Source organism: Halomonas sp. IOP_14 (assembly GCF_021021315.1).
In the GTDB taxonomy this organism is placed as follows: Bacteria; Pseudomonadota; Gammaproteobacteria; order Pseudomonadales; family Halomonadaceae; genus Vreelandella; species Vreelandella titanicae.
The window spans coordinates 1-23972 of sequence record NZ_JAINWD010000032.1 but is presented as its reverse complement, the minus strand read 5'-3'; the positions used below and the strand labels follow the sequence as shown (position 1 = coordinate 23972).

13 protein-coding genes are annotated in these 23972 nt (G+C 56.7%); 9 read left to right on the top strand and 4 right to left on the bottom strand.

The window, feature by feature from the left end; all coding sequences use genetic code 11:
* Positions 1-6: 6 nt before the first annotated feature.
* From K7H09_RS17895 to K7H09_RS17875, 5 genes are read left to right on the top strand one after another with little or no spacing between them, the layout of a single operon-like run.
* Entirely contained in the window at positions 7-438 is a 432-nt protein-coding gene (locus K7H09_RS17895) for a flagellar protein FlhE (protein ID WP_039860577.1), read from the top strand.
* Between the two features lie 26 nt (positions 439-464).
* A complete protein-coding gene (locus tag K7H09_RS17890) occupies positions 465-1166 on the top strand; it encodes an RNA polymerase sigma factor FliA (RefSeq protein WP_009288446.1) in 702 nt (233 codons plus the stop codon).
* Between the two features lie 40 nt (positions 1167-1206).
* A complete protein-coding gene (locus tag K7H09_RS17885; RefSeq protein ID WP_022520917.1) occupies positions 1207-2028 on the top strand; it encodes a motility protein A in 822 nt (273 codons plus the stop codon).
* 5 nt (positions 2029-2033) lie between these two features.
* Positions 2034-2708, top strand: coding sequence for an OmpA/MotB family protein (locus K7H09_RS17880; RefSeq protein WP_022520916.1), 675 nt, complete (start codon positions 2034-2036; stop codon positions 2706-2708).
* A gap of 23 nt (positions 2709-2731) precedes the next feature.
* Positions 2732-4738 carry a sensor domain-containing diguanylate cyclase gene (locus K7H09_RS17875; RefSeq protein WP_084625514.1) on the top strand — a complete coding sequence of 669 codons (2007 nt, stop codon included), beginning with the start codon at positions 2732-2734 and terminating at the stop codon, positions 4736-4738.
* A gap of 8 nt (positions 4739-4746) precedes the next feature.
* Here K7H09_RS17875 and K7H09_RS17870 read toward each other — a convergent pair whose 3' ends face one another.
* Positions 4747-5349 carry a hypothetical protein gene (locus tag K7H09_RS17870; RefSeq protein WP_041159375.1) on the bottom strand — a complete coding sequence of 201 codons (603 nt, stop codon included), beginning with the start codon at positions 5347-5349 and terminating at the stop codon, positions 4747-4749.
* Positions 5350-5545: 196 nt separating this feature from the next.
* Here K7H09_RS17870 and K7H09_RS17865 point away from each other — a divergent pair, with 196 nt between their 5' ends.
* Positions 5546-7657 carry an adenosylcobalamin-dependent ribonucleoside-diphosphate reductase gene (locus K7H09_RS17865; protein WP_041159374.1) on the top strand — a complete coding sequence of 704 codons (2112 nt, stop codon included), beginning with the start codon at positions 5546-5548 and terminating at the stop codon, positions 7655-7657.
* Between the two features lie 57 nt (positions 7658-7714).
* On the top strand, positions 7715-8509 hold the full coding sequence (locus tag K7H09_RS17860) for a hypothetical protein (protein WP_022520913.1): 795 nt from the start codon (positions 7715-7717) through the stop codon (positions 8507-8509).
* A gap of 5 nt (positions 8510-8514) precedes the next feature.
* Here K7H09_RS17860 and K7H09_RS17855 read toward each other — a convergent pair whose 3' ends face one another.
* On the bottom strand, positions 8515-9258 hold the full coding sequence (locus K7H09_RS17855) for a Crp/Fnr family transcriptional regulator (RefSeq protein WP_022520912.1): 744 nt from the start codon (positions 9256-9258) through the stop codon (positions 8515-8517).
* 154 nt (positions 9259-9412) lie between these two features.
* Complete coding sequence (uvrA, locus tag K7H09_RS17850; RefSeq protein WP_230805435.1) at positions 9413-12259, bottom strand: excinuclease ABC subunit UvrA; 2847 nt, start codon at positions 12257-12259, stop codon at positions 9413-9415.
* Positions 12260-12452: 193 nt separating this feature from the next.
* On the opposite strand from uvrA, the gene K7H09_RS17845 reads away from it, so the two are divergent.
* Positions 12453-13832 carry an MFS transporter gene (locus K7H09_RS17845; protein WP_009288452.1) on the top strand — a complete coding sequence of 460 codons (1380 nt, stop codon included), beginning with the start codon at positions 12453-12455 and terminating at the stop codon, positions 13830-13832.
* A gap of 72 nt (positions 13833-13904) precedes the next feature.
* Positions 13905-14552, top strand: coding sequence for a single-stranded DNA-binding protein (locus K7H09_RS17840; RefSeq protein WP_022520910.1), 648 nt, complete (start codon positions 13905-13907; stop codon positions 14550-14552).
* A gap of 89 nt (positions 14553-14641) precedes the next feature.
* Here the strand turns inward: K7H09_RS17840 and K7H09_RS17835 are convergent, their stop codons facing one another.
* The gene (locus K7H09_RS17835; protein WP_230805433.1) at positions 14642-23950 is read right to left on the bottom strand and encodes a carbohydrate-binding protein; all 9309 of its coding nucleotides are present in this window, start codon (positions 23948-23950) and stop codon (positions 14642-14644) included.
* Positions 23951-23972: the final 22 nt, after the last annotated feature.

Sequence of the window (23972 nt, the reverse complement as noted above, 5' to 3'; positions counted from 1 at the left end):
CCAAGCATGCTAAGCTGGCTATTAAGAGGGAGACTGCTACTGAGCCCAGTACTGCTGACAGGGTGTCTACTAGCAGGGTTAACGGGAAACGCTCAGGCGACACCCGGTAGCTGGAGCAGCCAGATACCAGGTCTGATGGTAGCGATGAGTGATAGGGCAAGTGCTAGTCAAAACGCTACCCCACCCGCTGCTGCTAACAATGTGGAGTCAGCACAGCTCGGGCGTATTCATTGGCAGTTTCAATATCCCCCTGGTGCGTTATTAAACGCTTGGCTGTGCCATCCTGAGCAGTGCGTTGCGTTAGCTGGCATGCGGGGGACTACCACTGCCCTGGCGGGGTTTGCCGCGGATGCGCCGTTGCATTTTCGCTTCGCTTTACGTCCGGGGCAGCGGCCTGTTCGTGTCCAGGGGCTGCAAATGATTGTGAACTATCAGTGAAGGCTGGATAGACGCGAGGCGAGAGGATGTACACAGCACAAGGCAGGATCAAACAGAGTGAGCTGTTGACGCAATACATGCCACTGGTACGACGTCAGGCCTTGACGCTTCAGGTCCGTTTGCCAGCCAGCATTGAGCTCGACGACCTTATTCAAGCCGGGATGGTAGGGCTGCTGGAAGCACTGGGGCGCTTCGATGCCACCCAGGGAGCAACGTTCGCGACGTTTGCCAGTCAGCGTATTCGCGGTGCAATGATGGATGAATTACGTACCCGCGACTGGTTGCCCCGCAGCGTGCGCCGCTCAGCGCGAGCGGTTGACAGTGCCGTTCGTCAATTAGAGCAACAGCTCGGACGGGCACCAGAAGAGAACGAAATCGCCCAACACCTTGAAATGCCGTTGAGTGAGTATCAGCAGCTCCTCAACGACACCAACAGTGGTCAACTGTTGCCGTTTGAAGAGCTGGTGGCCGATGGTGGCGAGCCTAGCAATAATGAATTGGCTAATTCACCGTTCGAGCAGTTGCTAGACGGCCAGCAACGACAAACGTTGATTGAGGCAATTGAAGCGCTGCCAGAGCGTGAAAAGCTGCTAATGGCGCTGTACTACCAAGAAGAACTCAACCTTAAGGAAGTAGGGGCTGTGTTGGGCGTCACGGAGTCACGCGTTTCACAACTGCACAGCCAAGCCGTCAGCCGCTTACGCGCGCGTTTACACGACTCGGCATAACACCTCTTTTTACTCACTTGTGACCGGCAAGGAGCCGTGGATGAACCCTTCGACGCTGATAGGCATATTTGCCAGCATACTACTGTTGGTGAGCGTGCTGTTTTTCACCGCAGAGTCCCCTGAAAGTTTTATCAATTTGCCGGGTTTGGCCATTGTGGTGACCGGTACCCTAGCGGCAACCTTTATCAGCTATCCGCTGAAAGAGGTGCTGCGTGTCGTACGGTTGGTGGGCTTGGTATTCCGGCGCGAAAATACCTATATGCGTGACGATATCCGCGAATTGGTGGATATGTCGCGACTCTGGTTTAAGGGCGATGTACGTGCTGTCGAGCGCGAGTTGGAGCATACCCGAAACCCGTTTTTGCGTACCGGGATCCAACTGGTCATTGCCAACACCAAAGAGGATGAAATTTTTGACATGCTGCGTTGGCGCATTGCCCGTCTTAAAGCGCGTGAGCATGCTGAGGCACAAATATTCCGTACCATGGCCACCTACGCACCCGCATTTGGCATGATCGGCACCCTGGTGGGGCTGGTCAATATGCTGGAAGTCATGGACGCAGGCGACCTGCAGGTGATCGGCCCGCGCATGGCGGTGGCCCTGCTCACCACCTTCTACGGCATTTTACTCGCCAACTTGGTGTTTAAGCCGATTGCGGTGAAACTCGAGCGCCGCACCGAAGAGCGGCTGATTACCATGAACATGGTGCTGGAAGGTATTTCGCTGATTACCAAGCGCCGCCTGCCGTCGTTTATTGAAGAGACCCTCAACTCGTTTGTAGCTAACTATCACGATGAGATCCGTGATAACAGCGTCAAACCAAGGCCTGATTCGTCGGTTAGTGCGGCGGCGAAGGGGTAGGCCAGATGCTTGACCGTGATACGCGCCACGCACTGGAAATGACGCCGTCGCCAGGCGATGGTGACGAGGGTTGGCTAACCAGCTATTTGGATGTGCTGACGCTGCTAATCACGCTCTTTGTGCTGCTGCTTTCACTGACACCGCCGGGAGGCGGTGAGGCGGCTGATACTGCTTTCATGCGCTCGGCTAGCGCTGTATCATCATTGCCGCTGGCGTCTCTAGCCACTGGTATTCAGCCCCGCCATTCAGGGGTTCAGCCGCAGTTTGATGGGCTCGACATCCCCGGTGTCAGTGTTTCGCAAGGGAGTGAAGGGGTCACGTTACGTATTGATACCAGCCTTTTATTTCCCAGCGGTCAAGCTGTACTGACTTCCCGTGGGCAAGAGGTGGTAGAAAGCCTTATCGATGTGCTGACCCGTTTTGACGGTCAGATTTCGGTAGAAGGCCACACCGACAGCGTGCCTATTTCAACGGCCCGCTTCCCCTCTAATTGGGAGCTTTCATCAGCGCGGGCTATCGCTGTGGTGAGGCATTTAGAGCGCCAAGGATTCAATATCTCTCGTATGCGGGCCGTCGGTTATGCCGACACCCAACCCATGGAACCGAACGCAACGGCGGAGGGCCGAGCTGCCAACCGTCGCGTAGAGTTGTTGCTAAGGCAGCAGGTCGAGGGTGAATAGATTGCGAGGCCACGTTTGTGTCCATGTACCACCCGCGGTTGCAGTCGTTTGGAGCTCTGCTGGTTTTAGATGCCGATTGTCGCCGCATTCAAGCCAGTAGCACCAACTTAACCCGCTTGACCGGTATTGAGCGCCCTGAAAATGGGCCGCACACTCTTGCCTATGTGTTAGGAAAACGGCTAAGCCAGCGGGTGCGCCGCGAGTTGCAGGGGCAGCAGAAACTCTCCGGCCCGCTGGTGTTTATTCGTTCCAAGCATAGCAACATGCGTTTTCAGCTCTATGCTTACCGAGCAGGTGGGAAGGTCATCGTCGAGATTGAGCCACTCAACCCCCAAGGTAAGCGCCGCCTGCTTGGCACAGTCAATGAGCGGCTGATGCATTTAGCCGACGCAACCCACCAGGAAGAGCTGCTCGACTGCTTGGTTAACGCTATTCAACAGCTCACCGGCCATGATCGCGTCACCGTGTGCCATTTCGACAGTGATTGGCATGGTTTAATGGTTGCCGAAGCGCTGGGCAACCAGCTGCCCTCGCTGTTGGGTCAGCGCTTCCCCTCAAGCGACTTCCCTGTCGCCTTACGCAAAAGTTACCAACATTACCCCGTTCGGTTAATTGAAGACGTCGATGCGCCGCCTGAAACGCTGACTCCCGCCTACTCGGGAGTGAGCCTTAGCGGCAGCTTTTTACGCGCCCCTGCCCCTGAGCGGCAGCGATATTTAAATCGCCTGGGGGTGCGTGGGTCATTCAGTTTGGCCATGCAGGGGGATACTGGCTTATGGGGTCTAGTGTTTTGCCATTCGCCAGCACCGCACTCGGTTGAACCCCCCGTGCGTGATGCCGTTCGCACCCTCGTGCAAATGGCCACCCAGCGCATGCTGTTGCTACGGGCGCGTCAAGAAGCCCGCTACCTACAACGGGTTCAGGATAGCCTCGTGCTCAGTGCGCGAGCGCGCAGCGAGCCGCAAAGTCCCCAACAGTTACTTCATGAGCAGGCGGCTATCTGGATGAAGCTGTTTCGCGCCCATGGCGTGGTGCTGTGGGTGAATGGTGGCGCTTATCAAGCGGGTGTGACGCCGACTCCAGAAGCGATAAGCCAGTTTGTGCTGCGCCTGGAAAGAACTCATGTACATAGCGGCCCTTGGTGCACGCGCGAAATCGGCAAAGAGACGTTAACCGCTTCGCTAGCCATGCCCGAGCAGTGTGGGGCTCTAGCAGTGCCGCTGCCAATGAGTTCGACCCAGCGCGCCTGGCTGATTTTTTTTCGCCCCGAGCAGGTGGAAACGCTGTATTGGGCGATGCAGCCTACAACCAACCCTAAACCGGCCGTGATATTGGCTCCATCGGTTGCTTGGTCTGAAGAGGTAGTCGGCAGAAGTGAAGCGTGGCTGCGGGTAGAGCGCTTAGCGGCGGTAGACTTGGGGGAAGACCTGACGCTGGCGATTTCTGCCTATGAAATTAGCTCACTGAATATGCACCTGGAGCACGAACGCAAAGCCCTTGCCGAAGCCAACCAGCGTCTTGAGCAATTAGCCCATTTCGATCCTCTAACCAAGGTGTGGAACCGTTACCGCATCGAAGAAGCGATCAATGCAGAGCTGGTGGCTGCCAAGCGCTATGCGGCCGCTTTTGCCTTGCTACTGTTCGATGTGGATAACTTTAAGCAGATCAACGATGCTCACGGCCATAGCGTGGGTGACGATGTGCTGGTGGCCCTGGCGCGCTTAGTGGAAAGCTCGCTGCGTGGCTGCGACCACCTGGGCCGTTGGGGAGGCGAAGAGTTTATTGTGCTGGCGACTCATTCCGATGTTGATGCCGCCACTGGCCTGGCTGAGCGGCTGCGCTCGCTGGTAGAAGAGCTGCGTATAGAGGGCGTTGAGCAAACGGTTACAGTGAGTATCGGTGTCGCCGTTTGGCAGCCGGGTGACAGCTGTAAAACCCTTATCTCCCGGGCTGATGACGCCATGTACCGCGCTAAGCATGGCGGACGCAACCGCGTTGAAATGGCGCTTGAGCCTGTGGTGCTGATTTAAGCAAACCTTTAGGTGCCACTACCTTCACACTGGGTGAGCATCCGGTTGATCGCCGCATCGGCGCCTTTTAGGCTAAAGGTCATATACCACGGCTCGCGCTCGTCCTGGTCGAAGCCGAGAAATAGCTGCTCCCCCTGGCGCATGTCGGCCATCAGTGATGCCAAGTCACTTAAATAAAAGTGAGCATAAAACCCGTCATCGCCGCGCTCAGTGATAAATTCCGCCATGGTGTCGATAACGGGCCGCTCATCGATGCGCAGCCGAGTGGGCACCAGGTTTACTGTACGGCTCTCTCCCTGCTGCTGCTCAAGGGTGACGCGCATCTCCAGCCAGGGTAAATCGCAAACGCCCGAGGTGGCATTCAAGCTCAGCGTCGCATCCGAGTAGCTGTGGGTTTCTACCGCCCGATAGTGGCGTTCGCCCCCCAGTGAGAGCGTCATTGACTGCCAATGGTCGTGGGTGGCCACATCGTCGGTATTGAAGGTGGTCGCGTTAGTGACGGGCGTAGCGACCATCCACATGGTCGCTATCGCCACAACGGTAAACGTGAGCGTGCAAAGATACTGGGATGGAGAGCGCAGGAAGTGAGTTGCGGACATGATCAAAGCCATTTAACCCAAAACCCCAGTCTATATCGTGTTTGGGATTGGCAAAACAGTAACGCGCTGATTTTCCTATATATGGTAGAAAAAATTAAAAAAAGTGCCTCATATGGTGGGAGGTCACGTCTATACTTCACTCCGATGCTACGTATAATCGCCCTATTTGAGCGCTATAATTCACCCCGCTGTGAAGGAGTTTTGCGACATGAGCACCGCTGCCAAGGCTATGAAGACCTCTAATGATGTCCCGATGCAGGCCCCCTCGCGGGAAATCTGGGACGCCAAATACCGTCTCAAGGATCGTCATAGTCAGCCCGTGGATCAAGACGTCGGTGCTACGTTTGAACGTGTTGCTCGCGCCCTGGCTGCGGTGGAAGGTGATAAGGCGGAAGAGTGGCTGCCGAAGTTCCGCTGGGCGCTGGAAAATGGCGCCATACCTGCCGGTCGTATTCTCTCCAACGCGGGGGCTGAGGCCTACAAGCCTGCGGTGAGCCTGATTAACTGCACTGTCTCCCGCACCATTCGTGACTCCATGCGCGATATCCTCGACTCAGTGGTCGATGCGGGTATGACGCTGAAATCCGGGGCGGGTATCGGCTACGACTTCTCGACGCTGCGTCATAAGGGCGCGTTCGTATTCGGCGCTGGCGCGGGCACCAACGGCCCACTGGCGTTTATGGATATCTACGACAAGATGTGCTTCACCGTCGCCTCTGCTGGTGGTCGGCGTGGTGCCCAGATGGGCACCTTTGACGTGGGGCATCCGGACGTACGTGAGTTTATTCAGGCCAAGCGCGAAGCGGGGCGCCTACGACAGTTTAACCTCAGCTTGCTGATCACCGACGAATTTATGGAAGCGGTCAAGAACAATGCTGACTGGCCGCTGGCTTTTCCGCTGCACCCCGGTGAGAAAGAGGATGTCAAAGCGGAAGACCTGATCTACCGCGACTGGCCGGTGGTTGAAGAGGGCTACACGGTCGATGCCGAAGGCCGCGTCGCCTGCCGCATTGTTGAAGTGATTAAAGCGCGCGAGTTGTGGGACACCATCATGTCCTCCACCTACGACTACGCCGAGCCCGGCTTTATCCTGATCGACCAAGTTAATCGGATGAACAACAACTGGTTCTGCGAAGATATCCGTGCGACGAATCCCTGTGGCGAACAACCCTTGCCGCCAGAAGGCGCCTGCCTGCTGGGTTCTGTCAACCTAACCAAGTTTGTGATCGACCCCTTTGGCGCCGAGCCGCGCTTTGATTGGGAACGCTATCGCAAAGTGGTGGCGATCTTCACCCGTATGCTCGACAACGTGGTGGAAATTGCTGGTCTACCGCTGCCCCAGCAGCAGCGTGAGATTGAAGCCAAGCGTCGCCACGGCATGGGTTTTCTAGGCTTAGGGTCGACGCTTACTATGTTAAAGATTCCCTACGGCTCTAAGCAGTCACTGGTATTCACCGATGAAGTCAGCCGTCATTTAGCCATTGAGGGCTGGAAACAGGCGCTGGAGCTTTCTCAAGAGAAGGGCATGGCGCCGGTGCTCGAACAGGAGCACACCATTACCCCCAAAATGCTGCGTGAGCGGCCACAGTTGGCTAAAGATGGCTACGAAGTGAGTGATCAAGTGCCAGGGCGCATTCTGCACGCCCGTTACAGCCAATATATGGCCCAAGTGGCCGAGCATGAGCCGGAGTTGGTGGCGCAACTGGCCGAGCACGGCGCGCGCTTTACCCACCACAGCTCGATCGCGCCGACCGGCACGATCAGCCTGTCGATGGGTAACAACGCCTCCAACGGTATCGAACCCTCCTTCTCGCATCGCTATTTCCGCAATATTATTCAGTCGGGCAAGAAGACCAAAGAGCAGGTCGAAGTCGTCTCCTTTGAGCTGGCCGCCTACCGTCACTTTATTGCATCTGATGCGGTGGACAGCGACCTGCCTGACTACTTCGTTACCGCCGATGCGATATCTCCCGAACAGCACGTTGCCGTTCAAGCCGCCGCCCAGCACTGGGTGGATTCAGCGATCTCGAAAACGGTCAATGTGCCTACCGAGTTCCCCTTTGAACAGTTCCAGAACCTCTATTTGCAGGCTTATGAAAGCCGCTTAAAAGGCTGCACTACTTTTCGCTTTAATCCCGAAGCTTTCCAGGGCGTGCTCGTGCGGGAAGATGATCTTAAAAACACGACCTACGTATTCGAACTGGAAAACGGTGAAACCCTCGAACTAGCCGGGGATGAGAAGGTGATTTACGACGGTGAAGAGCATAACGCTGCCAACCTCTTTGATGGCTTAAAAGAAGGCACCTACGGCAAATGGTGATGCTGCGTTAAGCGCCACCTGTTTAAAAACGCACACCTTTGCTAAGTGGAGAACACCATGGCTGTAGAAATTACTTCAAAAATTGTGGGTTACCGTATCAAGCAGCAGGAGCAGGCCGTTCCCGTTCCTGAGCTACAAGATGAAGATCCGCTAACGGTGCGTATACCTTCCCGTCCGGAAGGCACGTTGGAAGCCGTGTCTGAAAAGATTTCATACGTAGGCGCGGAAGGGCGCAAAAAAGTCTATTTGCTGGTGTCGTTTATGCCAGTGGAAGGCGTGATTGGCAGTAAGCGCGTGGTGATTGAGCGCCCGGTGGAGTTCTTTTTTCCGTCAGGGCAGCTCTCCAGCGAGCACCAGTGGATCACCGCGACCATGCGCAGCCTTTCGCTGGCGGCCCGTGGTGGTTACGTCACACAAGCGGTGGCGGATCTGCGCAAAGTGGCCTGGGACAAAGGCTTGGTGCGCTGTGGCATGAACCGCTGGAACAAGCCAATGTTCCACGATTCGGAAGTGGCGGCGATTGCCTGGTCGATTCAGCAGATTCTTTATCGCCGCGGTTTTCTAGATCGGGATGGCAACCAGGTGCCGGTTGAAAAGCTGGTAGAGCGTTATGCTCATCGTATGGCTCACGGCCACGCTTGGCAGCCCGGTGCTGAAGACGAAGCTAATGATGCACCCATTGAAACAGGCGCGGTGGAGTCGATTGGCGGTGATAAGGCAACGAAGGGAAAAAAGCCTGAAGGCAGTGGCCCAGCCATAGTGGGTAACTGCCCCGAGTGCCGCGGTGAGCTGATCATGATGGATGGCTGCCCGACCTGCTATGCTGGCTGCGGCTGGTCAAAGTGTGGTTAGTTTTCTCAGGCGGAATCGCCTAACAGTGGCCGGACATTGTCGGTGAGGTAGCAATCGTCAAATTCACCTTCGGTGCATAGCGCGGATAAGTCTGGAATGGTGACATGGTGGCGGTCGCGAAATACTAGGCCGTCTTCACTAAGCGCCGTAAAGGTGCGGCTAACGTGTACCGGGCTTAGCCCGAGCACATCGGCTAACTGCTCCTGTGAGAGCGGCAGGCGGAACTGGTTGCTAATATCCGGGTTGGTTTGGCGCAGCCTTAAATACATTTCATACAGAAAATGCGCCATTTTCTTACGTGCACTGCGTCTGGCCAGAGTGACGAGGCGCTCAGTGAGCAGCGCCTGCTGACGGCTGCCAATGGCAAACATCACCGAGGTGAGAGGCAGCGACTGGCGAAATATTTCCAGCATACGTTTATGCGGGAAATGACAAATCACGCCATCATCAATCATGCGCACATTTTCAAGCCGCTGCGAGAAGGCAAACTCGCGCAACCCGATGATATCGCCCGGCAAAAACACTTCGAGAATCTGTCGGTCACCATTCTCTAAGTGACGGTAGGAGTAGGCCCAACCACTTTTTAGCGTGCAAAACTCATTGGCCGCATCGCCCATCTCCCAGAGTAGCGTGCCCGACTTAATATTGGTTGGGCTCTCCTCTAGCGCCATGAGCAATCCCTTCTCATCATCGCTTAATGAGCAGTAGTGATTGAAGTGCTTAATAATACAGCTGTTTTCCTGACCCACGACGTATCCCTCCAGCACAGGATTGGATAATACTGCTAACGATTATCTGCCCGCCACTATAAACGATGTGGCCATCTACTGCGTCGCCCAAATAGGCTAACTAGCGTACCTATTTAGCCTGGGGTGAGCAGCGCTCACCCCTCGAAAACCAGCGTCAACGCTTCGTTGCACGCTTGCCTCGCGCGAGCAGCGGCGCTAAGAAGCGGCCGGTATGCGAAACGTCCTGTTTGGCGAGCTGTTCCGGCGTGCCCTCGGCGATGATCTGTCCGCCACCTGACCCCCCTTCGGGGCCAAGATCGACAATCCAGTCGGCGGTTTTGATCACATCCAGGTTGTGCTCAATCACCACGATGGTATTGCCGTGATCGCGCAGACGGTGAAGTACCGTCAGCAGTTGGCGAATATCCTCAAAGTGCAGGCCGGTGGTGGGCTCATCCAAGATATACAGCGTTTTGCCGGTATCACGCTTGGCCAATTCACGGGCGAGTTTAACCCGCTGCGCTTCGCCACCGGAAAGGGTGGTGGCGCTTTGCCCTAAGCGAATGTAGGAAAGGCCTACATCTAGCAAGGTTTGCAGGCGACGTGCAATGGCGGGCACTGGGCTAAAGAACTCCAGGGCGTCTTCCACCGTCATGGCCAGCACTTCGTGGATGGTTTTACCCTTGTAATGAATGTCCAGGGTTTCGCGGTTGTAGCGTTTGCCCTTACAGACATCGCAGGGCACGTAGATATCCGGCAGAAAGTGCATCTCTACCTTGATCATGCCTTCGCCCTGGCACGCCTCGCAGCGCCCACCTTTGACGTTAAAACTGAAGCGGCCAGGCTTATAGCCCCGGGAACGCGCTTCTTGGGTGCCCGCAAACAGCTCGCGAATCGGCGTAAAAATACCCGTATAGGTGGCTGGATTGGAGCGTGGCGTGCGGCCAATCGGGCTCTGGTCGATATCGATGACTTTATCGAGCTGGTCGAGCCCCTCGATCTTCTCATAGGGCGCGGCGGTCAATGTTGTCGCGCGATTTAATTCGCGCGCCGCAATCGGCATCAAGGTGCCGTTGATCAACGTCGATTTACCTGAGCCGGAAACGCCGGTGATGGCGATAAACAGCCCCAGCGGCAGGCTAAGGGTGACGTTCTGCAGGTTATTGCCGGTAGCGCCGCGCACAATCAGCTGCTTTTCTGGATTGCCGGGTATGCGGTAGGGCGGCACGGCAATTTCCCGGGAGCCAGATAAGTATTGGCCGGTCAGCGAGTTGGGGTTGTCCATCACGTCTTGCGGGGTGCCCTGGGCAACGATTTCACCGCCGTGCACACCCGCACCTGGGCCGATATCCAGCACGTGGTCGGCGGCGCGAATAGCGTCTTCATCGTGCTCTACCACAATCACGGTATTGCCTAAGTCACGCAGTCGCTCAAGGGTTTTCAGCAGTCGGTCGTTGTCGCGCTGATGCAAGCCAATCGACGGCTCATCGAGAATATACATGACCCCGACCAAGCCTGCGCCGATTTGGCTGGCTAAACGGATACGCTGGGCTTCACCGCCGGAAAGGGTATCGGCACTGCGCTCCAGGTTGAGATAGTCCAGCCCCACGTTGACCAGAAACTCTAGCCGGGCGTGAATTTCATGGACGATTTTATCGGCGATCTCACCTTTGCGTCCTGGCAGGCTTAGGTCGGCAAAGTAGCGCCACGCCTCACCAATCGGAAAGCGCACAATCTCGGCGATATTGTGATCATCCACGTAAACATGGCGTGACTCTTTACGCAGGCGCGAGCCATTACAGGTGGCGCAGGGCTGTACGGCGATGTATTTGACCAGGTCATCGCGCACCATATTGGATTCGGTTTCCCGATAGCGGCGCTGCATATTGGGCAGTACGCCTTCGAAAGCGTGTTCGCGGGTCACTTTACGGCCGCGATCACCCACGTACACAAACGGTATCTGTTCGTCGCCGCTGCCGTTTAAGATAACCTCCCGCTCGTGGCGGGCGAGCTCTTGCCAGGGCGTTTCCAGCTCAAAGCCGTAGTGCTTGGCCAGTGCCTGGAGCTGAGTGAAGTAGTAAATATTGCGCCGATCCCAGCCTTTGATCACGCCTTCGGCAAGTGATAGCTCCGGGTGGCTGATGAGCTTGTCCGGATCGAAGTACTGCTGTACGCCTAGCCCGTCACAGGTGGGGCAGGCGCCCGCCGGATTGTTGAACGAGAACATGCGCGGCTCAAGTTCCGCCAGCGAGTAGCCGCACACCGGGCAGGCAAAGCGCGACGAGAAGGCAATATCGTCGCGCTCTCCGTCCATAAAGTGAATCATGGCGGTGCCGTCGGCGAGGTTCAACGCGGTTTCAAAGGATTCCGCCAGCCGCTGGGCAAGGTCGTCGCGCACTTTGAAGCGGTCAACCACCACGCTGATATCGTGTTTTTTGCGCTTATCCAGCGGGGCTATGTCATCCAGTTCCAGCACCTGACCATCGATCAAGGCGCGCACAAAGCCCTGGGCGCGTAGCTCTGCCAATAGCTGTAAATGTTCACCTTTACGGCCTTTGACCACCGGCGCCAGCAGCATTAACTTGGTGCCTTCGGCGAGGTTCATGACCTGATCGACCATCTGCGAAATGGTCTGGGCTTCCAAGTCCTCACCATGTTCTGGACAGCGGGGCGTCCCGGCACGGGCAAACAGTAGGCGCAGGTAGTCGTAAATTTCGGTAATGGTGCCCACGGTCGAGCGCGGGTTGTGGGAAGTGGACTTCTGCTCAATGGAGATCGCAGGTGACAGCCCTTCGATGTGATCCACATCGGGCTTTTCCATCATCGACAGGAACTGGCGCGCATAGGTGGAGAGCGATTCCACGTAGCGGCGCTGCCCCTCGGCGTAAAGGGTGTCGAACGCTAACGACGATTTACCCGAGCCGGAGAGGCCGGTAATCACAATCAGCTTGTTACGGGGCAGTTCCACATCGATCTGCTTGAGGTTGTGGGTGCGGGCACCCCTGACCAGAATGCTGTCCATCAACACCTCGAATCGCGCGGCAAAAGCGTGATTATACGTTTGTCGGCACCCTCCCGGCAAAACCGCTTTCATAACCCAAGATAACCTGCGGCAACTCGCGACGTTTCCAGCGCCAGCCCAAACCGCTAGAATAGAGGATTGTCACAATCCACACTGACTCACCACATGCTTAACCACCATATAAAAGGGCATTATGCGCAAGGTTTCCGCACTATTGCTGGCCTCTGAACGACGTGCGATCAGTGGTTTGGCCGGGCTTTATGCATCGCGCATGCTGGGTCTGTTTATGGTGCTGCCGGTGTTGGCGCTGTATGCCGACACCCTTGAGGGTTCGACCCCGCTACTCGTGGGCGTGGCGCTGGGGATTTATGGTTTAACCCAGGCAACGCTGCAAATCCCGTTTGGCTTACTCTCTGACCGCATTGGTCGTAAGCGGGTGATTGCCATGGGGCTATTGATATTTGCACTCGGCAGCGTGGTCGCCGCTCTATCCGATACCATTATTGGTGTGATTGCCGGGCGAGCGCTGCAGGGTGGCGGTGCCGTTGCCGCGGCGATTATGGCGCTGCTGGCGGATCAAACCCGTGAAGAAGTGCGCACCGCCGCTATGGCCACCATTGGGCTTTCTATTGGCGTTTCGTTTGCGATTGCGATGGTGCTGGGGCCATGGCTTGCCGCCTGGGCTGGGCTGGCTGGGGTCTTCTGGTTTACCTCGCTACTAACGCTGGTGGGGCTGCTGGTGCTATGGCGCTGGGTGCCTGCCGCGCCGCGGCGGCGACGTCACCGCGATGTGGGCATGGATCGCCAGCAGTTTAAAAGTGTCATCACCCGCCCCGATTTATGGCGGCTGGATATGTCGATTTTTGCCCTGCATTTAGTGCTGATGGCGATATTTGTCGCGGTACCTTTTCGCCTGCTAGACGCCGGTGTAGCGATTGAGTATCACGGGCTGGCATATCTTGGCATTATGGCGCTATCGTTTGTGGCCATGGTGCCGCTGATAATTGTGGCCGAGAAGCAGCAGCGCATGCGTTTGATGTGCTTGGTTGCGATCGGCGCTATTGTGATTAGTTTGGCCGGGCTGGGGTTGCCACTCTCGCCAAGTTACTGGCTGTTTGTATGGCTGTTTGTGTTCTTCACCGGCTTTAACTTGCTGGAAGCGACGCTACCTTCCATGCTCAGTAAGTTAGCCCCGGCGGGCGCCAAAGGTACCGCGATGGGGGTCTACTCCACCAGCCAATTTTTAGGCGCTTTTTTAGGCGGTACGCTAGGCGGTTTACTGGCGCATTACGGTGGCCTCAACGCGGTTTTTATTGGCTGTGCTGGGCTTGCGCTATGCTGGTGGATCGCCATGTGGCGGATGCCCGCACCGCCCCCGCTCTCCAGCGAAGTGGTGGCGCTACACGAGACCCAGGCAGATGCGCTCGACCTGTTGATGGAACACTTAGCCGATGTGGTCGGCGTCGAAGACGTAATGGTGGTGCCAGAAGAGCGTTTGGTCTATTTAAAGGTGAACCGCCAGCAGCTCGATCAGGCGGCGTTGAACAAGCTCATGGCACCCCCCAAATCTTAATCCAGCCGTGCCGATGAAGTGTGGCGGCGGTTGGCAATAAACTCTACATGACAGCTATTAAAGGAGCGCCTTATGGCTCGCGGCATTAACAAAGTCATTCTGATTGGCAACCTCGGGCAGGATCCAGAGGTGCGTTTCACTCCCAGCGGCACCGCTGTGGCCAACCTAAACCTGGCCACCACTGATACCTGGATGGATCGCCAAAGCGGTCAACGCCAAGAGCGCACCGAATGGCACCGCGTGGTGATGTTCAATAAAACCGCTGAGATCGCCCAGCAGTACCTGAAAAAAGGCTCCAAAGTCTATATTGAAGGGCGCCTGCAAACCCGTAAGTGGCAGGATCAGAATGGGCAAGATCGCTACTCGACGGAAATCGTTGCCAACGATATGCAGATGCTTGATGGCCGTAGCGGTGATTACCAGGGCGGTGGCGCTCCGCAAAATAACTATTCCCAGAACGCTCCTCAGAACGCCCCCCAGAATGCGCCGGCTCAAAATAATCCTGCTGCTAATCACCAAGGCGGCTATCCCCCTCAGGGTGGTGCGCCTCAAGGCGGAAATAACTACCCTGGCGGGCAGAGCCCACAGCAGCCACCACGGCCCGCTCAGCCAGCACCGCACCAGGGCAACCAAGCTCCACCGCCCAACCAGCAGAACAGCAGCTACGGCGCTCCGGATCCGGGTAACTTCGACGACTTCGACGATGAGATCCCGTTCTAAAGATGTAAAACGCCTAAAACGATTAACGAGATCACAATATAGCCCGCTAAAAAGCGGGCTATATTGCGTACCAGGCTTGGTAACCGCGGTTAGAACAACAGCTCACTCGTTGATGGCTCTTGAACTCCCGTCACCCCCAGGGCATCTTCACCGCTATTAAGGCTTAGTGCTGAGGGCTGGTTCTCGCTTTGCTCAATGATGAGTGATTGAAGATCCATTGAGCCACCATTGAAGGTTAACCGTACTACTTGTTCCCCCTCCTGCAAGTTGAGCGTCACCTCCGGCCCTTGGACATAGTTTCCCCAGTCGCCGCTATTGGGAACGCTAAGCGGGGAGGCTTGTGCGTAGAACACGCCATCTTTCTCAGCGGCGACCGTTATGCTGCGGCCAGACCAAGGTGTCGCGGTAATAAACGAGAAGGTGTGTTCGCCAGCTTCAACGACATCGACGGTGTACTCTACCCATTCATTATTGGCGATCCAACCTATGGCCTCACCGTCGCCAACAATATCCACACCTTCGCCGCGAATGCTGGCGTTACCCAGTTGGGTTTCGCTGCTATCGTTGTAGGCTATGCCCGCGCCACCCTGGTCGTAGTTGATAGCGTCGAGAAACAGGCCGTCGTCGTCAATCAACCAGGGGGTGCCCTCCTCGTTAAAGGCTTGCTGTACGTTCTCACGTTCAAGGGTGAATGATTGGAAGTCCATCAAGTCGCTGCCCGCTGACCCGTTGAAGGTTAACCGCAGGGTCTGCTCCCCGGCCTGTAAATCGAGCAACATACCGTCACTGGCAACAGGGTTGCTCCAGGAGCCAGTGTTGGGCAGCGGCGGTGAGCTGGCTTCCAGATAGAACGCCCCATTTTTTTCGACGGCGGCAGTGATGGTGACATCGCTTGAGGGAGTCGAAGCGAGGAACGATAGGCTGTAAGTGCCGGATTGGGCCACGTCGATGGTGTACTCAACCCATTCTCCAACATCAACCCAGCCGATCGCTGTGCCATTACCGACGATATCAACGCCGCCTTCACGGAAATTGCTACCTTCTTGCTGAGGATCGCTATCGCTGTAAGAGATGCCTTCACCGCCGACATCAAATAGTGCGGCATCCAGCGTGAAGCTGTCGCCCACCTCCCAGGGGGTTCCACTGTCATTGAAGGGTATTTGGCTGCCGATAGTAGTGATCGGGGCGAGTGAGAACGAGGCCAGGTCTTGGGAGCCGCCGTTAAAGGTTAAGCGCAGCACCTGTTCACCGGCTTCCAGTTCTACCTGTACGCTGTCGGTGGGTACAAAGGTCGTCCAACTGCCGCTGTAGTTCACGCTGACCGGCGAGGCGGTGGTGTAAGGGCTATCTCCTTGGGCGAAGGACGCAGTAATGGAGCGTGCGGCACCACCGGTCGACCCCAGCGCCGAGAGGAAGGAGAGCTCGTAAGTGCCTGCCTGAGCCACATTGAGCGTGTACTCGACCCACTCATTGTTTTCGATCCAGCCGATGGCCGAACCGTCACCGACGATGTCCACGCCATCGCCCCGGAAGTTGCTACCTTCCTGATTCTCGCTGCTGTCGTTGTAGGCGACATCCTGACCGCCGCTATCGTAGTTGACGGCATCCAGCACGAGGCCTTCATCCTCTACCAGCCATGGCGTTTGGTTGGTGTTGAAGGGCTGTTGCTCCTCCTCTCCCAGGTCGATCGCCTCGAAGCTGAACGACTGCAGGTCAAGCTGGCCGCCGTTGAACGTCAGTCGCAACACTTGCTCGCCAGCATCAAGATCGAACTCCAGTGGGCCAACCGTCTGGAAGCTGGTGAAGCTGCCGGTATTGGGCAGGTTGATCGAGGCACTGCTCTGGAAGTTGCCATCCTGCTCAAAAGCGGCGGTGATGGATTTTCCATTTGATGTTGCCGAGGTGAGGAAGCTCAGTGCATAGGTGCCTGCCGTTTCAACATTGAGCGTGTACTCGACCCACTCGCCATCGGCGATATAGCCCAAGGCTTCGGTGCCGTTGGAGATATCCACCGCTTCGTCGGAGCGGAACGCTGCACCCTGATGGGCGGTGGTGGTGTCGTTGTAGGCCACGCCCTGGCCACCGTTATCGAACAGCTTGGCTTCCAGCGTCAATCCACCCGCCCCGAGTGTCCACGGCGTTTCGCCTGTGTTGTAAGCAGTTTGCTCTACAGGTGCCTGGTCATCCAGGAAGTTCGGAATGCCATCGCCGTCACTGTCGTCATAGAGATCGATGCGGCCGTTGCCATCGGCATCCTCCACCCCGGTGGGGTCATAGGTCTGAACATTCTCGACCAGGAAGATATTGTCGTTGTAGTCGTAGTTCACCCCCGCATAGTCCTGAATCACGATATAGGTATTGGGAATGACGTTGCCTGCTGCGTCTTTCGCTACGTAGACGCGAATCAGGTGGCCGTCGTTTTCGTCCCAGTTCAGGTTGGTGCCGGGGCTGCCGATAGCATCGATGGTGTCTTCGTAGAGGTTGGCATCGGGGTCAGACCAGGAGATGTAGCCTTGGCGACCGGTAATGTCCGCAAAGAAGCCAAAGGGCGCGTCCCGATCCAGAGTGGTGGTGGTCAGCAAGTCGCCACTATTGAGTGCCCGCGGCAGCAGCGTTTGCCCATCCTGCTCGTCGTGGGCCAGTATCTCGTCACGATCCCGGCTATCCACATCGTGGATAAACAGTCGCGCCACATCGCCTTGGGTATGATATGCCGCCAACTGGGTGATCTTGATCGGCGATTGACCGTCGGCACGCTGGAAGTAGGGCGAGAGAATCTCATCCCCGTTCGCTTCCACCAACCCGCCCTGATTCATCTGCCCCTCGGCCACATTGGTCGAGAAGCCGAAGGCATCGATGATCTCCTGTACCAGCGGCTCCTGGCCATTCTCTGACTGGCCCTGGGCAATCCCCGCCAGTTGGATCGTTTTGGTTCCCTCATCACCGTCGTTTGAGTTAATGATCAGCGTGGACTCATACAGCGTACCGTCATCGAAATCCTCGGCGATAAAGCGAACGGTGACATCCAGTGTGCCGCCGGCGGGAATGAGCAGGTTTTCGGTGGCTCCCACGATCTCAAATAGGCTCGGATCGGAAATTGCCAGGCTGCTGATCTCCAGGTCGGCGAAGCCATCGTTGGTGATGGTAAAGGTCGATTCGTCGTGGAACACCTGGCTGGCGTTGGCCGGGTTTTCTATTCGGCTCATCACCAGGCGATCATCCGAGGGTACCCCATCCAGGTTGGTGATGGAGATCTCGCCGCCGGAAACCGGTGAGATCCCTTCAATGACAAACATGTTGTCGTTGTAGTCATAGTTGATGCCGGTGTAATCCATCACGCCCAGGTAGGTGTTAGGGATTACGTTGCCATTGGCATCCAGTGCCTGGAATACCCGCACGGTATAGCCACGCTCAATGTCTTCCGCCCCTGGCGGTACCGTGCCGCCTCCAGTGGGATTGAGCGACGGGTCGGTTGAGAGATTGGCAACCTCGATACCAAAGATATCGTTACCGATCCAGCCGTCGGGGATTTGGTCGCGAGTGAACGTTGCCGTCGCGAATTGTCCATTGGCCTTGATAGGCAGTAGCGACTGGTTATTGTCGCCTGCATGATCGGAAAGGATAATATCCTGGTTTTTATTGCCGGGATTATGAATCCCCAGCGTTGCTCCCCCGTTGCCGTGGTAGGCCGCCAACTGGGTAATCGTGGCCGACTCAAAGCCATCGGCTATCTTCCAGTAACGTGACATCACCTCGTCATCATTGACCGGCCGGTAAAGGTCGAAGTCGTTGAGAACCGAGTTCTCGCCACCACCTACGGTGGTTAGCCCCTGGATGACGTTGCCAAAACCGAACACTTCCCAGACCTCGTTGACGTTGGGCTCCCAGCCGCCTTCGTCACGCGCCTGCCAGAAGCCTGCTAGGTGCACCTCGGCGACGGGGGTGTCGGCGTCGTTGGTGACCAGGCGCAGCGTTCCCTCAAAGACGCCGTCGCCTGCATCGTTAGTGGGTGGCGTATAGGCCGCGCGGTCAAACAGCACTTGCACGTCAATCGATTCTCCTGCAGCCAGTGTCAGGCCAGCGAAGATATCGGGATCGACGAGAGTGAAGGGGCCATCAAGATCGGCGTCAATAAAAACCAGCTCGTTGGTGCCGGTATTGCTGATAGTGACCGTGGCATCCTCTTTATAGTCACGGTTAGGGTTGGAGGCGCTGTCGTTCTCCAGGTAGCTGAAGTGCAAGCGGTCGGAGTAGTAGGCCGCATCGTTGCTCTGGATACCGATACCTGCATCGGGGTCGCCGGGGGCGGGCGAGATATCAAGGTAGTCGATTTCATCGACGCCATCCGCCGTGGAAACAACCCGCAGGTTGTAGGTGAGTCCCGCCTGAAGCTCGATATAGGCGGACTGCTCGCCGGCCTCGCCAACGCCTGGGAAACTCATCTCATCCACCGGCTGCCCGTTGAGCAGCAGCGTCAACGCACCACCATCCGGTGCGCCCGCATTGGCGGCCAGGTCAAGTTTGTAGGCGCCGTCCTCATTCACCGTGAAGTAGAAGTCGGCGGTACGGTCATTGACAGCCCGAGCACTATCGCCGCTTTCCAGCTCGATACGGCCACTGCCATCAATGTCTGCGTAAACGGGCTCGAAGGTATCCAATGGGGTATCCGCGATGCGCAGCAGGTCGACATTGGGGCCATTGGCCCCCGGGGCTGTGACGGTAATAGTATTGCTGCCTGTGCCCAGGGTTAACTCGGTTGACTGGAAGAACCAGTTATCCTCAGCTTCGTTACTCTGACCTGGGAAATTGAGCGTGCCAATATCGATACCGTTGACGGTGACTACCATTGGACGGTCAGCCTTGGAGGCTGCCAGGGCATAGCGGAAGCCAACGTCGTAGGTGCCAGCCTCATCGACCTCTACTGTCCAGGTAATACTCTGGTCGCTGGTGCCATTGAAATCGACGAACCCTTCACCCGAGGCGTTGCGGTCATCCTCACTGTTGGTGATAATCACCGGCCCATCGAGCTGAGCGTTTTCAGCTTCGTAGTCGGTGTAGCCGGGCGATGTGTCTTCGGGGGCCTGTAGGATCTCCAACTGGTCGATATTGGGGCCCGTATTATTGACGGCCTGGAAGCGTACCGTATTAAGCCCTGATACCAGCGACGCTGGGATATCCAGCGTTAGCCACTCGTTCCAGGCATCATCGCCAGTGACGCCAGCGGGTGGGCTGAAGCCGAAGGTACCTACGCTAACGTTATTGACGAATACTTCCAGCGGGCGATTAACCGTGTCGCCGTTACCGTAGCGAACTCGCAGCACTGAATCACCCGCATCGGCCCCTGATAGCTCGAAACTGAAGGTGATAAAGTCGCTATTCGTACTGCCAAAATCGGCATAGCCGCCTAATACGCCATCGGTATCATCATTGTTACCGTCCAAACCGAAGGCGCCAGGGCGGACACCGGTTGGCTGGTTGGCTTCGGGGTTATTCACCGTGCGGATCTGAATCTCAGCACCACCACCTTGAGCAATTGATACGCTGGTACCATCGTTGGGCGTATTGTCTTCTGCCTGAATAGTGAGTAGCGACACCAGCTCATCATCAGGCTCTTCTGGGTCAACGATGACACCTCCAGGAGCGGGGTCGAGGCGAATGATCTGGCTCTGACCGTTGTTGCGGTTCAGCGTCAGCAGGTAGAGCTGGCCGGTGGCCGGGTTTTCGATAATATCCAGCGGGTCTATGTAGGTGATAACGTTACCATTCACATCGCGGAGCACTTCGTCCCCAGTGATGTTGCCTGCGGCGTCGAAAGTAATGGAGCGTATATCGTCACCACCAGAATATTCGGTGAACAGCACGCTGCCTTGCAGGTTGCCGCCAAACACGCCGCTGGTGTACTCGGTGACGCCGTTGGGAGAACGGTTCTCGCCTAATGAATAGACTCCCTCAATATCGTAGTTGGGGTCAGGGTCTTGGCCAGCAGGGTAGTTACCTACCTGGTTGGCATCGTTGCCTGCGGTTGGGTTACCGCCGTTGAGGATAAACTCATCGCGCAGGGGATTGGGATGTCCGTAATAGCCTCCTTCCTTAACCGTAAACAGGTAGTCGTCCTGTTTTTCGACGTTACCTACGTATTCATTTTGCGGCGTTGAAGGGTCATCCGGTACATTGCCGCCGGCCGCCGAGCCGTTGGTCGGGACGTAGAGATTGCCATTGGAGTGCCACACCAGGTCATAGGCATTGCGTACGCCGGTGGCAAAAATCTTGACCACAGCGTCATCGGCGAAAGGATCATAATAACTCTCGATCAAGTTACCATCGGAATCCTCTACTGTTGCGGTACCGTTGGCCGCGAAGACCAGAAAACGGTCATCACCCATGGCAATCGGGTCTGCCTTGAAATCAACGCCGTCATCGTCGGTGAAACGGCGGTTGAAGCCATCCTCAGGCAAGGGCTCGGTGGTCACATCAAAGCCACCTGCTGGCGCTTCACGGGTCGGATCTATTTCCATGACAGCGGCACTGAGCAGGCGCTCCGGACGGTTACCCCAAGCACTATCGGGTGCCCCCATTGCCGAGTTCGATCCCTGAAGTAGATACAGCAAGTGGCTTGGTACGTCTGGGTTGGTGTTGGCATCGAATTCGGGGTTGGCGCGGAATTCGAGGCTATTGGTAACGTGGTCGCCGTTGGAGCGCGGCAGTCCGGTGATATAGGCTTCAGCAGTGGCGTTGAAAGCGTCACCTTCTTCCAGGGTAATCTTGGAAATGCGTCCACTGAAATCGGGGACGCCATTATCACGCCCTTCAAGTGGAATCGGATAGTTATCGCTTACCCACAGGACATTGGGATCGGTAGGGTCGAAGGTTAGGCCGATAATGCCCCGCGATCCTGCCGAATCCCCTGCAAAATAGTCGAGTGCCAACACTTGCTCATTGGAGAGCGCGCCGGTTTGCGGGTTAACGTCGTAACGCTTGATCTCGCCCAGCATATTCGAGATGTACATCTTGCTGCCATCAGGTGATAGCTCCAGCGAGGTGAACTGGTAAGCGTTGTCGGCAGCGCCGTTGAGCTCAATGACATCGTTGAATGCTACTTCTCTTGGCACAATTTCAGAGGCTTCACCGGTGATGAAGGTGTTGGTGAATTTCTGGAACTCCCGAGTTGGAGCGTCAGGGTTGTCATTGGCGCCACGATCCTGAAAGCCTTCGATGACCAGGGTGTAGCTGGTGAACTCTTTGAGCATGCTGTTGGGAGAAATCGTCAACGAATCGAAGCCGCCGGTAGTGTTGACGTTGAGAGCTACCTCTTCGCCGCTGACAGTTTCGAAGAGCCGTACGGAGCCGTCACCTAAGCTTTCCAGCAGGGCACCGCCACGGCCATCGACGACCGAGATGCCCACGAAAATATCCGAATCGGGATCGACGCCGGTGGGGGGCGTGCCGTCTTCGGCGTCTAACTCGACCCGAATCTCGTTCTCGCCCACTCCGGCGATAGCACGCGGGTCGGTGAAGAAGGCGTAATCTTCCGGTGCCTCACGGTCATCCTCCGGTGTCAGGTCGGGAATCGACTGGATCTCGATATACTGGACCTCGGTATTATCACCAAGGCCAATCGAATCCAGGGTCAAGCGGCCATCGGTAACCTGTACCACGCGGGTGACCAACTCGGAGCGGAAGCCTTCGGTGTCGTTGCTGGGGCTATTGTCGGCTGGAAAATCATCGGGCCGGAACGGCGTAAAGGGGGTGCTGAATTGCTCACCTTCGGCGTTGATCAGATTGACGCTGTCGTAAGGCCCTGAGGTATCGCCGATAGAAATCGTGACCTCATAATAGCCGTCGTCCAGTTCCATTTCCCATCCGGCGCGTACATAGCCTTCCGCAGGCTGGTCGAAGTGAGCGTAGGTGCCCTGGCGAGGATCAAGCCCGGCAATCTCATCGGTACGGTCGTTGACGGCGACACTGGAGAGGGTATTGATCGCCATCGGTATAGTGCCATTTTCGGTGCCATCGGCGATGGAGGCCTCGGTAACCCAGCCGTACTGGTAAACTTGGCCATCGATCTCGACGGATTGATCGCCAAACGCTAAGCCGGTATCGGCGATATAGCCTTCCGGAGTGGCAAAGCCATCGGGCTCGAAATTAATCTTGACGGCAAAGCGCTCACCTGGCTCGACAACCGGTGGCTCTTGAGTACCCTCTCGGCTGACGCTCAGGCTATCAATATTGGGGCCGGCATTACCGACGTTCTCCAGCCGGATGGTGTTGTTGCCCGCCATCAGTTCCAGCTCAATGGTGGCGTCTTGCCAATTCACCCAGCCGTCGTTGCCTGCGCCAGTGGTGGGGAAGGCCAGTTGGCCCTGGGGGGCGCCACCTACCAGGAGAGTCATCGGTCGGCTAGCCCCGGCGCCATCACCGTTGGCATAGCGCACATTCAGGGTATAAGTGCCCGCTTCTTCGACGGCTACCTCAAAGAAGGCCGCATCACCGGCTTCGTTGCCCATATCGAGGTAGCCGCTGCCGGTAAAACCATCCCATAGGCCGTCCGGGCCAGCGGCTGCATTGGTTTCGGGATTGCTAGCGTCGCGAACCACTGTATCAGGGGTAGGCTCATCATCGTCGATGGTGAGCGCTTCACCCTGAATCTCAAACAGGAAGGGCCCGGTGGGTGTTTCACCGCCGTCGTCCTGCTGGTAGTTGAAGATAATCTGATCGATATTGGGGCCGTTATTGACACCGCCATCGGCCACTGCCGGTATGGCAAATGAGACGCTGTTGGGGCCAGCTTGAAGCTCCATCTCCACTTCAAGCTCTAGCCAGCTATCCCATGGGTCGTTGACGCCATCATTGACTGCCGGCGGGAAAGCCGCTTGGGGAACAGGCGTTCCATTGATCATTAGGTCAAGGGGGCGGGGCCCTGCGCTACCGTTGGCGTAACGAATTACCGCGGTGTAGGTGCCAGCTACCTCGGTTTCAACGTTGAAGATAACTTCGTCGCCGGGGTTTGTGCCAAAGTCCATATAGGCACCACCGACGGCTCCTTCACGGTAATTAGTGAAGGCATCGGGATTATTAGGATCTACCACTCGCGTGAAATCGGCATTGGAGGGTAGGCCACTATCATTGACGGTGACCAGAGCAGCATCCTCTGCCTGGATAACGATGGGCGCGACAGTGTCTGGAACGGCATCATCCTCGCTTACGCTACCGCTTGCCGTCGCGGCGGCGCTGTCGATGGCGAAGCTGTCACCGGTGGCGCCGATAAGCGCGACCGTGACGTTTTCGCTACCGTTATCTTCGTCGTCGTTGGCGACATCAACCGCTAGGGTGGCGGCACCGTCGATAAAGGTGACCGTGCGGGTATCGGCAACGCCATCAATTTCCAGGGCAAGCTCCACGTCACCGCTAAAAGCGTTTGAG

Bases quoted from the DNA above. Each gene is read 5' to 3' on its own strand.
- K7H09_RS17895 (WP_039860577.1), top strand. From the start codon at position 7: ATGCTAAGCTGGCTATTAAGAGGGAGACTGCTACTGAGCCCAGTACTG.
- K7H09_RS17890 (WP_009288446.1), top strand. From the start codon at position 465: ATGTACACAGCACAAGGCAGGATCAAACAGAGTGAGCTGTTGACGCAA.
- K7H09_RS17885 (WP_022520917.1), top strand. From the start codon at position 1,207: ATGAACCCTTCGACGCTGATAGGCATATTTGCCAGCATACTACTGTTG.
- K7H09_RS17880 (WP_022520916.1), top strand. From the start codon at position 2,034: ATGCTTGACCGTGATACGCGCCACGCACTGGAAATGACGCCGTCGCCA.
- K7H09_RS17875 (WP_084625514.1), top strand. From the start codon at position 2,732: ATGTACCACCCGCGGTTGCAGTCGTTTGGAGCTCTGCTGGTTTTAGAT.
- K7H09_RS17870 (WP_041159375.1), bottom strand. From the start codon at position 5,349: ATGGCTTTGATCATGTCCGCAACTCACTTCCTGCGCTCTCCATCCCAG.
- K7H09_RS17865 (WP_041159374.1), top strand. From the start codon at position 5,546: ATGAGCACCGCTGCCAAGGCTATGAAGACCTCTAATGATGTCCCGATG.
- K7H09_RS17860 (WP_022520913.1), top strand. From the start codon at position 7,715: ATGGCTGTAGAAATTACTTCAAAAATTGTGGGTTACCGTATCAAGCAG.
- uvrA (WP_230805435.1), bottom strand. From the start codon at position 12,259: ATGGACAGCATTCTGGTCAGGGGTGCCCGCACCCACAACCTCAAGCAG.
- K7H09_RS17845 (WP_009288452.1), top strand. From the start codon at position 12,453: ATGCGCAAGGTTTCCGCACTATTGCTGGCCTCTGAACGACGTGCGATC.
- K7H09_RS17840 (WP_022520910.1), top strand. From the start codon at position 13,905: ATGGCTCGCGGCATTAACAAAGTCATTCTGATTGGCAACCTCGGGCAG.